Below are 12378 nucleotides of genomic sequence, written 5' to 3'. Positions count from 1 at the left end.
TCGATGCCTGATGCCGCTCAGGCGCTGACGGCTTCCGTCGAGCCGGAAAAATCGACCGCGGCGAAGGCTGCGGCGATCACTTCCGGGCCGGCATTCGGCTTTGCGGCATCGGTCGACAGGATCTGGCGGTAGCGGCGGGCGCCCGGCAGGCCGGTGAAGAGGCCGACCATGTGGCGGGCTATATGCTGCAGGCGGCCGCCCGACGCGATATGGCGCTCGGCATAGGCCATCATGCGGTCGCGCAGATCGTTCCAATCTGGCTCCGAGGCCGCTGCGCCGTAGAAGCGCTGGTCGATCTCGGAAAGGATTGCGGCGTTCTGATAGGCGGCGCGGCCGAGCATGACGCCATCGACATGGGCGAGGTGGGCCTGCGCCTCATCCAGCGTGCGGATGCCGCCATTAATGCCGATGAAGACATCGGGGAAGCGGGCCTTCATGCGGTAGACGATCTCGTAATCGAGCGGCGGGATCTCGCGGTTTTCCTTGGGGCTCAGGCCTTTCAGCCAGGCCTTGCGGGCATGGATCCAGATTGCGTCGGCGCCGGCATCGAGCACGCGGGTCATCAGCGTAGGCAGAGCCTCTTCCGGCTCCTGCTCGTCAACACCGATGCGGCATTTGACGGTGACCGGGACCTTCGCGACCTTCTTCATGGCGGCGATGCATTCGGCAACCGTTTCAGGCGTCAGCATCAGGCAGGCGCCGAAAGTGCCGGACTGGACACGATCCGACGGGCAGCCGACATTGAGATTGATCTCGTCATAACCATAGGGCTCGGCAATGCGCACGGCCTCAGTGAGCTTGGTCGGATCGGAGCCGCCCAGCTGCAGGGCGACGGGGTGTTCGGTGCCATCAAAGGAGAGCAGGCGCTCGCGGGGGCCATGGATGATGGCATCGGCGACGACCATTTCCGTATAGAGCAGGGCGTTGAGGCTGATCTGGCGGTGGAAATAGCGGCAGTGGCGGTCCGTCCAGTCGATCATGGGCGCTACGGCAAAGACCGGCGCCTTGAAATAGCGCTGGTTTGCTTCTGAAACAGCCGTCTTTGCCGTGGTCATGATCTCAAGTCTTCTTTCGTCCGGTCGTGGGTCCCGTGGCCTCATGTCGTGGCAGAGGCCCGATCCTGCAAGCTCTCGTTGGCGAAACGCCGGGGCGGGGGCGGGAATGGGACGAGGGCTTATACATGAGGCATGGCGATAAAGCGAGATGGGTGTTGGGGCGCCGGGCGTCATCTTCCTGGAGGCCGCTTCCCGCACTTGACCCAGGTGCCGTTTTCCGGGAAGGCAACGGAGGACGATGCTGATATTATGATGTCAGGATCGAGCAAAGCCAGAAGGCCGCAGACGCATCCATCCAACCGACCTTGCAAAGCGGATCGATGGTCGCCACGCAGCCGCAGCGAAGGAGTGCATCAGCCTCATGACGGACGATAGCGCAGGGATCAAGGCATTGCTTGCAATGCCCAGGCGAGACAACAGCGCCTATCTGGAAACGCTTCGCCTGGTGCGGGAGGCGTTCGCTGAGGCCGAGGCGGAATTTGGCGGCAAGGTTATTGCGATGACAGACAGCGCCCGAGACGAAGCTGGAAATATCGTCATCATGACCGTGATCAGGGCGGCATAGACAGGCATCAGTGGAATAAAGTGAGGCCCGAGCAGAATGCTACGGGCCTTTTTTATTGGAACGCCTGATATCGCGCAGCGCTTGGACAGGAGGCGAAGGTAAAGCGAAGGAGAACAGGGGCGAGAAGATCGCCTGAAAAAGAGAGGCAATTGAACCAAAACCCTTCTGCCGCGTTTTTGCCACATATAGGAGGATTTCGATGGACAACCTGCTTCTGATCGCCACCCTTTGCGGCCTCATGTCTTTCGCCATGGTCTGGCTCCAGACGAGAGAATAGTTTTCTGCGTCAAAGACTTGGCGCTTTCCTGTCTTTTTGCCGGCACCGCTCTTCCCGCGCCGGAATCCCATCCTTTGTACTGCCGTGAATCGATAGTCTTGACTTCTCCGAAAATGAGAACAAAATAAGAACAAATAAACGTTCTCATCTATGTTCTGATGGAGAGTTCGATGGCAGCAAGCCCGAGTTATTCAGGAGCAGCAGACAAGGCCATGGCCTTTGCCGCGCAGTTGCGCGCAGACCGCGAGCGCCACGAAGCGCGCAGGCGGGAAGAACAACGCCGCATCGAGGCGATGCGGCCGATCAACAAACATGTGCTGAAGGTGTTTGGCGGGCAGCAGCTGGCGCTGAAGCTGAATAGCTGAGCCATAAGATATGCCCTGCGGCAATAGAGACGTTGCGGTCAATAGTGGTCGCGGGGTGTGGCTGATGCGATGGGATATATAGGGTACTGCTTGTGAGGTGCCTCGCTTATTTCTCTGATATTTTTACCAGTTTTTGAACGGGTTGTGGACGGTTCGCAATTTCAGACATAGAAGATTTGCAACTATTCAGGGTGGGGTTTCATGATGAGAATAAATTGGGCTCTGTCCGCAATCGCGGCCGGTGTCGTCGTCATTTCAATCTTTGCGACAAGTGATGCCGCGATGGCGCAGAGTGCCAATGCGCCGGCTGCCAAGGCAGAGGACAAGGCGAGCGATTATGACGATCCTTTTGTTGAAGCCATGCTCGCGGACCACCCGGCTGAAGTGCGGGCGATCAACAGGAAGCTTGTTGCAGGTGATCGCGAGGGGGCGATAGAGGCCCTGACCGACATCTATACGGAATACGGGTTGTCGGCACTTGGACGCGCCAGCGATGCCTATGCGATCGATGTGGCTAGGAAGGCAGGCGCGGTCGTTGATGTGCTTTCCAGCTGGGAGCCTGAGGGTTGCAGGTACTTCGTATCTTTTTCGGCGCATCCCGACGGAAACTCCGTTCCAGAGATTACTGACCGCATCCGGAATTTTCGACAAGCCCAGCTTCTTGCCTATGAAGATGGAAAGTCGCGGGCGCCGGTCGCGAGATTGTCTTCAATCGAGTTTCTGGATTTGGTGAATGAGTATCTTGGAGTGAGCAACATCGAGATGAGCCTGTTTCTCATTCCCGAGAAGGTTCCGGATGCGCAGATGTGCTCGATCCTGAAGAGATATTGGAACGTCTCGGGCGTGCCGGAAGCCCGCAGAGGCGACTGGGCGAGGGATGTCATTTCAGTCAAGCAATAGGGTCGCGTGTGGGCTGTCGCCGCCGGTGACGCCGCGCATGCTGCCCGGCAAAGCGGCACAACTGATGGTCTTTGATAAAGAATTGCAACTATTGGGGTGGGTTTCGTGAAAAGATTATTATCGCTGCTGGCTGCCGTCGCGTTCCTCGCATCGGGCGCAATCGCGCAAGATGCCAAGGAAGATCCTGTGGATATGGTGATCCGATTGACCGGACGGATAAATCCTTATCTACAGGCCATTTATCGGGATCACAGGGATATCGTACTGAAAGTCTACGCGGAGACGGGCCGTCAGAAATGGGTTGAACAGAAGAAAACCCTTGCGACGGTCATCGACAGGTATGGCACTCCGGCCCTCTCGCGCGCAGGCGACAGTGCCGTGATTGCAGTCATGGACAAGACGGCCGCGCTTGCCGATATCGTGGCCGCCAAATATCCCGAAGGCTGCGAGTATTTCTTCACCGGCAATATGCCTGACTGGTATTCCGTTGTGGAAGTCAGAAACGGTCGGATGGATGATCTGCGAGCGAAAACCTATGCTTATGAGGATGGGAAATTCCGCGCTCCGGTTGCCTTGATGTCCGGCAAGGAGCTGTACCGGATCATGACGCGGTACCTGGGAATGACCGGGAGCGAGATAGACAAGGTGCTGAAAGCTCCTGCCGGGGTGAGCGACCAAGACATGTGCTCGATCGCAAAGAAACTCTATAACGTACGCGCTTTGCCAAAAGAGCTGCAGGGCGATTGGGGCAGGGCGTTGCTCTCGCTGGGTCCGTCCCCGGAGAAGCAAAAGCCTGCCGCAGATGCGAAGCCCGCATCGGACTCGGCTGCGCAGGAAACGAAGGCTGGCTCCTTCGAAAAGGAGATGCAGGTTCTCGCTGGTATCAATCCTTTCGTTCACGCGGTCTTCATGGATCACGAGGATGAAGCGCGGCAGCTGTTTGCCAAGGCCGAAGCCTCGGGGGGCAATATCGATCCGCGAGCGCAAGCAGCTGCCATGGTGGCCAAATACGGCAATCCTGCGCTGTCGCGGGCAAGCGATGCCATTGCGATCGATGTCTTGAAGAAGACGGCTGCGCTCAACGAGGCTCTTGCGCGATACTATCCGCAGGGCTGCAAGGATCTTATGAGTATGCGGGTGTCTCAGACCGCGCAGGCCGTTCCACAGATCAAGGAGAGCTATTGGCAAGTTATGGAAGCCAAGCGCCTGGCCTATGAGGACGGGAAAATGCGGGAGCCCGCGACCGTTACGCTGACCGCTCAGGACATCGTGCAAATGATCACGCAGCGCCTGGGCGTGACCATGGACGAATTGAATAAGCTGACGAAACTTGCCGAACTCAGCGACGAAGAGGCTTGCTCGATAACGATGAGGCTCAACACGATCGATCCCGTTCCAGAGGCGCAGCGCGGCAGCTGGGCGAGGGCCGCCATGTCATGGAGCGGCTGAGTCTTGCCGCTGGGAGCCGTTTCACCGCCCGATATCGGCGGAACTTGCGGGCGGGTACGCCAAATCACGCTCGCAGGTCCTGTTAAGCCAGCGAGCGTGAACGGCAGTTGCGACAGACGACCGGTCTTGCGCCTCAGCGACCCTGGAAGATCTTGACGAGCTTCGGGGTATAGCGACGATTGCTGAGGTCGAGCGTGTCCTGATAGGTGGCGCGACCGGAGACGAGGGCCTTCAGATACCGGCTGCAGGCAACGCGCGGGGCATCCTTCTCCGATACGTTCATGACGACAGCTGCGTTGCGATGCCAGGCGGCATCGGTTGCACTCATGCGCTTGGTGCACATGTTCAGAACTTCGGTCCGTGCCCGCCCCGCGGGCTGCCCTGCAGCATCGTCACCGTTGCATCGTATTCCTGCTCGGTCGGCGCGCAGCCGGCGAGAAGTCCTGTGGCAAGCAATATCATTGCAATATAAGCACGCATGATTATCCCTCAATATAATGCGGCAGCGTTTGTGCTGTGATGGCGAGGATTCCTTATTTTGATTCTCGCTTCGCGGGAATTATACTTTTGGGATTTTTCGATTTATTCTAAACAGAGTTGAAAATTGCGGGCGTGATGACGCGCGTGTGGCAGCGGTGTTGTCAATGTACCCCGAGGTGCGGATGCCGGTTATTTGCGCGCAGCGGTTTCTTCCGTCGCATCAATGATGATGCTGGCTCCTGCCTCATCGATGATGATGCTGGACGGCGGCAGGCCCTGGATTGCGAAACGGCTTTCAAATTCGGTATTCCCGGTTTGCCGCAGGATCTGCTGCCTGTCCTGCATGATCCTTATTGCTGTCAGCAATGCTTCTTCGCGGCGCATGCCGCGTCTGAAGAGAGCAAGTGCCTTGCTGGCAGCCTGTGCGAACAGCTCCGGCGCTGCGGCTTCGTCATATCCGGCGCTTTTGAGTACGCGTGAAAGCAGGTTGATATCGTCGCCGTCGAGAAAGGTCTGATGGATGGAGGAAGACATCGCGTCCTCCTTTCGGTCGGGGCCAGGGTGTGGATGCCCTTAACCAACAGCGCCCGGAAAGATGGCTGCTGACCAGCCAACATGCGCCTGTTTTACCAGCGCGGCAACGGGCGAAAACCAAATAAAAATAAATGTAACCTTGTTATGAACACAAACATAGCCTATCTCTTCAAAATCGAATTTGCTTCGTTAGCTTCGTTTTTGCGCAAAGGCGCATTGGCTAATCTTTCCTCTCAAGCTCGACCATTTACGGCCCGCATCCAGCGGGCGCAGTAATTCTATGCGATTGAAAGGAAAATCGTTATGAATACAGGTATTGTAAAGTTTTTTAACACGGCAAAGGGCTTCGGCTTCATCTCGCCTAAGGATGGCTCGCCTGACGTGTTCGTTCATATTTCTGCTGTCGAACAGTCCGGCATGTCCTTCCTGCGTGAAGGCCAGTCCGTGAGCTTCGATCTGGTGCAGGACCCCCGCAGCGGCAAGAACGCCGCGCAGAACCTCGCCTCTGAATAAACAATCGGCTCGCACCCCCGCTTTGACCACGGATGTACTGGCACTGCGGACTTGCGAACCCTGGAAAGGTCGGGCCAGCCCCGGCCTTTTTATTTGCGAGCAACTTTCCGGGAGAGAAAAATGAGCAAGACAGACGCAGCACAGCTGCTTCGACGTGCAGAGCGCCAGCTGGCCAACACCAGCGGCGGCGGGCACCTTGGAGGCACGAATTTCGGTCAGGCGCTGGACGCCAAGACGTCGTCAGCCAAAGACAAGAACGATAAAAGCCGCAAGCCACAGCGCGGAAGATAAGCCCGGCGGGCCACCCGCCAGGTCAAAAAAAAGCGCTCAGCCATACGAGGTGGCTGAGCGCTTTTTTATTGCCGCCGCACTGGGTCTACAGCTTCTCATAAAAAATCCGCGGCCGCGCCTCAATATCCAAAAATTCGGACTATCAAAATTAAAGGACACCGGCTTTGCAGCCGGTCGATCGGCGCGTCAACCGCAGGCCAGTCCATCCCCGCCGACAGCAGCGGCTCAATGCTTGCTGTTGTTGCGAGCCGGATGGGCCATCTGGAAATTGCCAAGGAGGGTGATCGCCTCCATGACGACAGCGTTGGTCGTCGGCGAAGGATCATGCGCCAGTATCTGCGCATCGGCGCGCAGGCGTTCGGCCAGACAATCCATGGCCTTGTACGCCTCGTCGCCCTGCTGGCGGGCAATCACGGCTGAGAATTGCAGCGCGTCGCTCAGAAGCTTGAGGGTCTCCAGGCGTTCTTCGAGCGACATATCGTTTATCGGAGGCTGGGTGGTCATGGCCGTAAAAGCCGAGCTTGCGGGGTCATGGGAGATGACACCGGCTCACTGATACCGCGAGCGGCGGACGGCAGGCTTGGGTTTGGGTTTTGCCGCGACAGGCTCGCCCACTTCCTGAAGGCTGCTTGCCTCACGCTCCAGCCGCAAGGCGCGCAGCTTCGCCGTCTTTGCATCGCGCTGGCGCGCTTCGGTCGCCATGATTGCATAGGCCGCGTGAGGCGGTTCCTCGGCCTTGCGGGCTGCCGGCCGGCCCGGTTGTTTGAAAAAGCGCTCTTTGGTGGCTGCCATGGTGTTTCCTAGCGCCGGGGGACAGGCCCGCAACGGGCTTGTCGAGAGAGGGGATTTGGCTCGGCGCCGACGCGCGCTAGGACAAACTTTATCCTATCCAAACTAGGCTTTCGGCGGGCTTTTACAAGGGCCGCCGCACCCCCTCCGGATGCGGCTCGGCGCTTCCCTCAGGTCGACTGTTGGGGGAAAGCAAGCGACCCATTGGGATCGCAAGCGACCTCGTGGTCAATGCAATGTCGACTTGTTGCCCGAATGGCTCAGCTCAAAGCGCCCGAGCAGGTTCATAGCTTCGGCAATGACATCAATGGCGACCTCGGAGCGATCGGTCGATATTGCAGCACCATCGCGCAGCAGCCTGTCGGCCAGTTCCTCCAGCGGCTTGCAGAGCATGTCGCCTGCCTGCCTGGCGACGATCGCCGAAAAATGCAGCGTCTGGCTCAGCCGCCGCAGCGTATCGGCGCGCTCCTCCGTACTCATCTCTTCAATACGCTTCGGTTTTTTCATGCGCTCTCCTTCGAAAGGTGGCGCATCCAGATGGCGACGCGGTCGCCGAACAGGCCATTAGGGGTAATCTAGAGCATTTCCGTTTTTATTCGAATCATGAAGATGCTCTATCTCTTTGTTTAACGCAGTTCCTGACGCAAAACCGCTGCGCAGTTTTGCCGGAATTGCTGACGCCGGCGATCACGCCCGCTTTGTCGTCAAAATATCGGGCGTGAAGGGCAGGGGTGACAGGCGGTCAGCCTATCGGCCCTGGAAGATCTTGATCAGTTTCGGGGTGTAGCGGCCATTTTTGATGTCGAGCGTATCCTGATAGGTTATGCTGCCGGAAACGATCGCTTTCGTGTATCGGCTGCAGGCAACTTTCGGAGCGTCCTTTTCTGCCACGTTCATCACGACAGCGGCGTTATGGCGGGCCTTCTTGTCGGAAAAGCCGAGGCGCCTTATGCACTCGTCCAAAAGCCCGTTTCTCTCACGCTCGCTGCCTCGCAACACTCTGACAGCTGCATCATATTGCTTCTCGGTCGGCACGCAGCCGGTGAGCAATCCGGTGGCGATCAGTGTCATTGCAATATAGGCGCGCATGATTATCCCTTAATTATGCTGCTGACAGCGCTTGTGCTGTGACGAGAAGGGCATCTTTATTTTGATTCTCGCTTCGCGGGAATTATGTTCTTTGCATTCTTCAATTTATTCTAGATTCGGTTGAAAATTGCATGAGTGTGGGTGATGCGCGTATGGCGGCGGGGCTGAAGGCTCTTGTTGCCGATGTCGGGGAGGACCCGCCTTTCGGTGGGGATGGAGGATAATGAGATGCAGGCATTGGAGACGTCCGATCGCGAACTCAACGCCCTGATGGCGGAGGCGATGGCCTTTGCCGGCGATTACTGGGCCTCGCTCGAAGAGCGGCCTTCCTATCCCATGACCAGCAGTGCCGAGACGGCGCGGCTTTTCGATCGGCCCTGGCCGGATGCGGGCAGGGGCAGAGCGGTTCTCGATGACATAAGGGCGATGGCCGAGCATGTGCGGCCCTCGACGGGGCGGTTCTTCGGCTACGTCGCGGGCTCGGGCGAGCCGGTCGGCGCTGTCGGGGATTTTCTGGCCTCCGTGTTCAACCAGAATGTCACCTCCTGGCGCTCGGCGCCGGCGGCTGTCACCATCGAGCGCGCCGTCATCGGCTGGCTGGCGGAAGCGATCGGCTGCGACGGCTATTCGGGAAGCCTTTGCGGTGGCGGCTCGATGGCCAATCTCATGGGGCTGGCGATCGCGCGGGAAAGCAAGCTGCCCGCCAATGAGGAGGGTGCGCGGCCGGGTGTCGTCTATGCCTCGCAGGAGGTGCATATGTCGATCCCCAAGGCGATGGCGCTCTTGGGTCTTGGCCGCAGCAACCTTCGCCTGATCCCCGTCGATGCGGATTTCCGCATGCGGACCGATGCGCTAACCGCGGCAATCGCCGATGACCGGAAGGAGGGCAGGGCGCCGCTTGCCATTGTCGCCAGCGTTGGTTCGGTCGCGACAGGGGCGATCGATCCGCTGCGCGAGATTGCCGGCATTGCTAAGGCCGAAGGCCTCTGGCTGCATGTCGACGGCGCCTTCGGTGTGCTGGCGGCTCTTGCCACGCCGGAAAAGTTCGACGGGCTCGATCTTGCCGACACGATCTCGCTCGATGCGCATAAATGGCTTTACCAGCCGATCGATTGCAGCTGCCTGCTTTACCGCGAGCGCGATGCGGCGCGCAAAACCTTCTCCCACAGCGGCGACTATGTAAAAATCTTCAACCAGGATCCCGGCGAGGCCTTCGCCTTCTTCGACGAAACGATCGAGCTTTCCCGCCGTTTTCGGGCGCTGAAGCTCTGGCTGTCCCTGCAATATCACGGCCGCGAAGCCTATCGCGAGGCGATCGCCCGCGATCTCAGGCACGCCCAACTGCTCGCAACCGCCATCCAGTCCCACGAGGAGCTGGAACTGCTGGCGCCGGTGCCGCTCAGCGCCGTCTGCTTTCGCCATCGCAGCAAGAGCAACGAGGCCATTCTGCAGCGGGTGATTTCGCGCGGACGGGTGTATCTCTCGAATGCGACGATCAACGGGGAGTTTGCGCTGCGGGCGTGTTTCGTGAACCACCGGACGCGGCCGGAGGATGTGGCGGAGATTGTCGCTGAGGTGGTGGAAGCGGCGAGGGAGGTGAATGAGTGAGGTATTGGAAAACAGGATGGAAGCATAAGTAGCTTAGCCCCCTCATCACGCCAGGCGGTCGCAAGGTGCAGACGAGATATAAGAGCACGGAAACCGTGCTTTTACGCGGTATTTGTGACGCTGAGGGCTGCTAGAGCTAACCTCATCCACTCAAATGAAGATTGCCTATCGTCGTCATTGTGACTGGTCGAAGCATAAGAACTTCCAGAGAGCAATGCGTACTCGTCGCATCGCTCACAAGTGGCACCCAGTTGTAGTTCCATCTGGGATAGTCGCGGGCAATTTTCTCAAACTGCGGAATCTGTCTAGACGTTGAGTAGTCCATCCAGCTGATCAGATTACCGTCGACCCTTCAGAGCTCTCGCAGTTGTTTTTGAAACGCGCGACGAATGGCGTGTTTATGGGCCGGTCGTTTGGAGTTGTTACCTGAGGAGAGCAATTCCCCTTCAAAGAACTGCCTGAATTTCACATATTCCTCCAAGTCACTTGTCTGAAGATATTCCGCGATCAAACGAGCAATTCGAGATATTGTCGAGTATCATCAACCATCCTTTGCAGGCTAAGGCGTGTTATCGCTCAATTGCAGTAGTGACTGATGCGGAAGCATTTGCGTAGACTAGAGCGAAGGCTTCAGGACTCGACGTTGCTGCCCAATGCTCGCTCGGCCATCTGCCCATACGCCTCCGCACGCTCCTTCGCCCGCACCGCCTTCCACACCAGCACGCCCGCCACGACCAGCCCAATCAGCATCACCGCGCCAAGCATCAGCAAATTCGGCTCTGTCGGCAGCACTGCACCTGTGCCCGCGCCACCCGACGCCGAGACCGCAATCGCCGCACCCGCCTTCCGCAGCGTCGCGGCAGCCTTCCCCGCCTTGCTTGCCTCATCCGCCAGCGCCGCCTTAGCATCCACGCCCGGCTGCCCGCGGAGATACATCGCCACGGCCTTCGCCTCGATCTTCGCCACGCGCGCGGACCAGCCCTTGCCGTAGGTTTTCCAGATAGCGAGGCTTTGCATGAAGCTCAGCCGTCGGGCGCAGAGGGCCTTGATTTCCTTGGTGCCGGCGGTTGCGGCCTTGGCGCGGGTGAGGGGGCCGGGTTTGCCGTCGGCGGGGGCGCCGATCACTGACTGGGCGTCGCGCAGGGCGCGGGCGGGGCCCGAGTTGACGGCGTAGTCGAAGGTGGCGAGGTCGAAGCCTGGGGGAAGAGTGTCGCCGCCGATTTCGTCCCAGTACTTCGCCTTGTAGATGGGTTTGACGTCGTCGAGTGTCAGATTGCGGATGTCGAGGGCGGGGAAGGCGGCGGCCGAGATGCCGTATTTGGTGCCTTTCAGCGTGCCCTTGCCGATCTTGCCGCCGGTCCAGTTGCCGGGGTCAGTACGTTCCATGGAGAGGCCGCCTTCGGATTGCAGGGTGATCGAGAGGCATTCGGGGAAGTTCGCGCTGGTCATGCCGCGTTCCTTTTTTAGTGGATCGCGACAAGTTTCTGATGGCAACAGTTGTGCCTGTTGCATGACGATCTCCGGCGGAACGCCTGACAATCAGGCTCACTCACGCACTCTCTCCGGGGCGATCGGGATGGCTCACATCGCCATTTGAGTGCACTGATTTCCTGACGGACGAGTGACCGCCGCCTCCGTTACAGGAGAACAGAGTGGGGCGCGGCGGCCGGCTTTTGAGGGCCTGTAGCAGAACCACGAGCCTGAAAGATCGTTCCAAAAAAAAGCCTAATCAAATAGGGCTATGGGACGGTTCGCAGGACTGGAATGTCGCGCCGGGAAAGCCTGTGCAAGGCAGGCAAGTTCTTCCATGACGGTCGACAGGCGATCACCGTTGCCTTTTGCGACCGGGGGCGGAAAAGTGCAGCGTTTCGCTCAGCAACAGCCGAGCCTCGAAGCTACAGGCTTATGGGTCCTGCAATTCGCCTCTTTCGCGAAGCTTCAAGATGCCGAGCTGGATGACTTTTATAAGATCGGCCTGCAGGGGGCCGTGACTCTCCTGATATTCTTCCAGGGTCGGCTTGGTGACGGTCACATAGGCGAGCGCCGACACGTGATCATCCTTCACCGCCTGGGCGCCGAGATCCCAGATGCGGTCAAACAATATGCGGTCGAGATCCTGGCGTGACATGCTATTTCTCTTCCATTCCATATTTTCTTATTGGCCATATCTTCTCATTGGCCATGTCTTCTTGCCGGCCTTAACGCTGACGCCGCGGCAAGAGCGGACTGCAGGCGATCAGCCAAAAAACAGCGGCCGAGGCTCAGCAAGCGCGACACTGACGGCAAAGCCCACCACATAATGTGGTTCTCGGTTGGGTACCGGGCGCTCGTGGTTCGGAACGAGCCTGCCGCAGGGGGTGGGTGGGCTTCAAAAAGCACAGCTTCGCGGGCTGGATAGAAGAGCCGACCACTTATGCACATGGTCACATCTCCCAGCGGAAGGCGAGTCAATTTTTACGCGAG

Annotated in this window: 18 protein-coding genes; 7 read left to right on the top strand and 11 right to left on the bottom strand. The window is 58.6% G+C overall.

All coding sequences use genetic code 11. The features are described from left to right. Positions 1 to 17: 17 nt before the first annotated feature. Positions 18 to 1055 (bottom strand): tRNA dihydrouridine(20/20a) synthase DusA, encoded by a 1038-nt coding sequence (gene dusA, locus AB8B33_RS12825; protein ID WP_439015664.1) that lies wholly within the window; start codon positions 1053 to 1055, stop codon positions 18 to 20. A 361-nt stretch (positions 1056 to 1416) separates the two neighbouring features. Between dusA and AB8B33_RS12820 the strand changes: the two genes are divergently transcribed. After that, positions 1417 to 1620 (top strand): hypothetical protein, encoded by a 204-nt coding sequence (locus AB8B33_RS12820; RefSeq protein ID WP_007818518.1) that lies wholly within the window; start codon positions 1417 to 1419, stop codon positions 1618 to 1620. Positions 1621 to 1659: 39 nt separating this feature from the next. Here the strand turns inward: AB8B33_RS12820 and AB8B33_RS12815 are convergent, their stop codons facing one another. Next, positions 1660 to 1872 carry a hypothetical protein gene (locus AB8B33_RS12815; RefSeq protein WP_439015663.1) on the bottom strand — a complete coding sequence of 71 codons (213 nt, stop codon included), beginning with the start codon at positions 1870 to 1872 and terminating at the stop codon, positions 1660 to 1662. A gap of 195 nt (positions 1873 to 2067) precedes the next feature. Between AB8B33_RS12815 and AB8B33_RS12810 the strand changes: the two genes are divergently transcribed. The 3 genes from AB8B33_RS12810 (at position 2068) to AB8B33_RS12800 (ending at position 4611) form a co-directional block, all read left to right on the top strand. Next, positions 2068 to 2262, top strand: a complete 195-nt coding sequence (locus tag AB8B33_RS12810; RefSeq protein ID WP_007818517.1) for a hypothetical protein — start codon at positions 2068 to 2070, stop codon at positions 2260 to 2262. A 201-nt stretch (positions 2263 to 2463) separates the two neighbouring features. After that, positions 2464 to 3162: a hypothetical protein gene (locus AB8B33_RS12805; RefSeq protein WP_439015662.1), complete on the top strand. Its 699-nt coding sequence runs from the start codon at positions 2464 to 2466 to the stop codon at positions 3160 to 3162. Between the two features lie 105 nt (positions 3163 to 3267). Then, positions 3268 to 4611 (top strand): hypothetical protein, encoded by a 1344-nt coding sequence (locus tag AB8B33_RS12800; protein ID WP_439015661.1) that lies wholly within the window; start codon positions 3268 to 3270, stop codon positions 4609 to 4611. Between the two features lie 133 nt (positions 4612 to 4744). On the opposite strand, the gene AB8B33_RS12795 is transcribed toward AB8B33_RS12800, so the two are convergent. The 3 genes from AB8B33_RS12795 to AB8B33_RS12785 all read right to left on the bottom strand — a co-directional run bounded on the left by AB8B33_RS12795 (position 4745) and on the right by AB8B33_RS12785 (position 5625). Further along, entirely contained in the window at positions 4745 to 4954 is a 210-nt protein-coding gene (locus AB8B33_RS12795; RefSeq protein WP_439015660.1) for a hypothetical protein, read from the bottom strand. 2 nt (positions 4955 to 4956) lie between these two features. Further along, positions 4957 to 5091, bottom strand: a complete 135-nt coding sequence (locus tag AB8B33_RS12790; protein ID WP_439015659.1) for a hypothetical protein — start codon at positions 5089 to 5091, stop codon at positions 4957 to 4959. 189 nt (positions 5092 to 5280) lie between these two features. Next, positions 5281 to 5625: a hypothetical protein gene (locus tag AB8B33_RS12785; protein ID WP_439015658.1), complete on the bottom strand. Its 345-nt coding sequence runs from the start codon at positions 5623 to 5625 to the stop codon at positions 5281 to 5283. A gap of 303 nt (positions 5626 to 5928) precedes the next feature. Between AB8B33_RS12785 and AB8B33_RS12780 the strand changes: the two genes are divergently transcribed. Both AB8B33_RS12780 and AB8B33_RS12775 read left to right on the top strand, forming a co-directional pair. Continuing rightward, positions 5929 to 6138 carry a cold-shock protein gene (locus AB8B33_RS12780; RefSeq protein ID WP_007826441.1) on the top strand — a complete coding sequence of 70 codons (210 nt, stop codon included), beginning with the start codon at positions 5929 to 5931 and terminating at the stop codon, positions 6136 to 6138. 120 nt (positions 6139 to 6258) lie between these two features. Then, on the top strand, positions 6259 to 6429 hold the full coding sequence (locus tag AB8B33_RS12775) for a hypothetical protein (RefSeq protein ID WP_310386614.1): 171 nt from the start codon (positions 6259 to 6261) through the stop codon (positions 6427 to 6429). A gap of 225 nt (positions 6430 to 6654) precedes the next feature. Here the strand turns inward: AB8B33_RS12775 and AB8B33_RS12770 are convergent, their stop codons facing one another. The 4 genes from AB8B33_RS12770 to AB8B33_RS12755 all read right to left on the bottom strand — a co-directional run bounded on the left by AB8B33_RS12770 (position 6655) and on the right by AB8B33_RS12755 (position 8307). Then, on the bottom strand, positions 6655 to 6906 hold the full coding sequence (locus AB8B33_RS12770) for a hypothetical protein (RefSeq protein ID WP_310386612.1): 252 nt from the start codon (positions 6904 to 6906) through the stop codon (positions 6655 to 6657). 72 nt (positions 6907 to 6978) lie between these two features. After that, positions 6979 to 7221: a hypothetical protein gene (locus tag AB8B33_RS12765; protein ID WP_439015657.1), complete on the bottom strand. Its 243-nt coding sequence runs from the start codon at positions 7219 to 7221 to the stop codon at positions 6979 to 6981. A gap of 225 nt (positions 7222 to 7446) precedes the next feature. After that, positions 7447 to 7725, bottom strand: a complete 279-nt coding sequence (locus tag AB8B33_RS12760; RefSeq protein ID WP_025669006.1) for a hypothetical protein — start codon at positions 7723 to 7725, stop codon at positions 7447 to 7449. A 240-nt stretch (positions 7726 to 7965) separates the two neighbouring features. After that, complete coding sequence (locus tag AB8B33_RS12755) at positions 7966 to 8307, bottom strand: hypothetical protein (RefSeq protein ID WP_113325342.1); 342 nt, start codon at positions 8305 to 8307, stop codon at positions 7966 to 7968. A gap of 228 nt (positions 8308 to 8535) precedes the next feature. Here AB8B33_RS12755 and AB8B33_RS12750 point away from each other — a divergent pair, with 228 nt between their 5' ends. After that, a complete protein-coding gene (locus tag AB8B33_RS12750) occupies positions 8536 to 9915 on the top strand; it encodes a pyridoxal phosphate-dependent decarboxylase family protein (protein ID WP_439015656.1) in 1380 nt (459 codons plus the stop codon). A 630-nt stretch (positions 9916 to 10545) separates the two neighbouring features. Here the strand turns inward: AB8B33_RS12750 and AB8B33_RS12745 are convergent. After that, the gene (locus AB8B33_RS12745; protein WP_439015655.1) at positions 10546 to 11427 is read right to left on the bottom strand and encodes a glycoside hydrolase family 108 protein; all 882 of its coding nucleotides are present in this window, start codon (positions 11425 to 11427) and stop codon (positions 10546 to 10548) included. A 391-nt stretch (positions 11428 to 11818) separates the two neighbouring features. Continuing rightward, on the bottom strand, positions 11819 to 12043 hold the full coding sequence (locus AB8B33_RS12740) for a hypothetical protein (protein WP_439015654.1): 225 nt from the start codon (positions 12041 to 12043) through the stop codon (positions 11819 to 11821). Positions 12044 to 12378 lie beyond the last annotated feature (335 nt).

Source organism: Rhizobium sp. 768_B6_N1_8 (genome assembly GCF_051811225.1).
GTDB lineage: Bacteria > Pseudomonadota > Alphaproteobacteria > Rhizobiales > Rhizobiaceae > Rhizobium.
This window is presented reverse-complemented; position numbering and strand designations above follow the sequence as displayed.

Bases quoted from the DNA above. Each gene is read 5' to 3' on its own strand.
- AB8B33_RS12790 (WP_439015659.1), bottom strand. From the start codon at position 5,091: ATGCGTGCTTATATTGCAATGATATTGCTTGCCACAGGACTTCTCGCC.
- AB8B33_RS12740 (WP_439015654.1), bottom strand. From the start codon at position 12,043: ATGTCACGCCAGGATCTCGACCGCATATTGTTTGACCGCATCTGGGAT.
- AB8B33_RS12765 (WP_439015657.1), bottom strand. From the start codon at position 7,221: ATGGCAGCCACCAAAGAGCGCTTTTTCAAACAACCGGGCCGGCCGGCA.
- AB8B33_RS12770 (WP_310386612.1), bottom strand. From the start codon at position 6,906: ATGTCGCTCGAAGAACGCCTGGAGACCCTCAAGCTTCTGAGCGACGCG.
- AB8B33_RS12755 (WP_113325342.1), bottom strand. From the start codon at position 8,307: ATGCGCGCCTATATTGCAATGACACTGATCGCCACCGGATTGCTCACC.
- dusA (WP_439015664.1), bottom strand. From the start codon at position 1,055: ATGACCACGGCAAAGACGGCTGTTTCAGAAGCAAACCAGCGCTATTTC.
- AB8B33_RS12785 (WP_439015658.1), bottom strand. From the start codon at position 5,625: ATGTCTTCCTCCATCCATCAGACCTTTCTCGACGGCGACGATATCAAC.
- AB8B33_RS12820 (WP_007818518.1), top strand. From the start codon at position 1,417: ATGACGGACGATAGCGCAGGGATCAAGGCATTGCTTGCAATGCCCAGG.
- AB8B33_RS12795 (WP_439015660.1), bottom strand. From the start codon at position 4,954: ATGTGCACCAAGCGCATGAGTGCAACCGATGCCGCCTGGCATCGCAAC.
- AB8B33_RS12810 (WP_007818517.1), top strand. From the start codon at position 2,068: ATGGCAGCAAGCCCGAGTTATTCAGGAGCAGCAGACAAGGCCATGGCC.
- AB8B33_RS12805 (WP_439015662.1), top strand. From the start codon at position 2,464: ATGATGAGAATAAATTGGGCTCTGTCCGCAATCGCGGCCGGTGTCGTC.
- AB8B33_RS12780 (WP_007826441.1), top strand. From the start codon at position 5,929: ATGAATACAGGTATTGTAAAGTTTTTTAACACGGCAAAGGGCTTCGGC.
- AB8B33_RS12760 (WP_025669006.1), bottom strand. From the start codon at position 7,725: ATGAAAAAACCGAAGCGTATTGAAGAGATGAGTACGGAGGAGCGCGCC.
- AB8B33_RS12775 (WP_310386614.1), top strand. From the start codon at position 6,259: ATGAGCAAGACAGACGCAGCACAGCTGCTTCGACGTGCAGAGCGCCAG.
- AB8B33_RS12750 (WP_439015656.1), top strand. From the start codon at position 8,536: ATGCAGGCATTGGAGACGTCCGATCGCGAACTCAACGCCCTGATGGCG.
- AB8B33_RS12745 (WP_439015655.1), bottom strand. From the start codon at position 11,427: ATGCAACAGGCACAACTGTTGCCATCAGAAACTTGTCGCGATCCACTA.
- AB8B33_RS12815 (WP_439015663.1), bottom strand. From the start codon at position 1,872: ATGGCGAAAGACATGAGGCCGCAAAGGGTGGCGATCAGAAGCAGGTTG.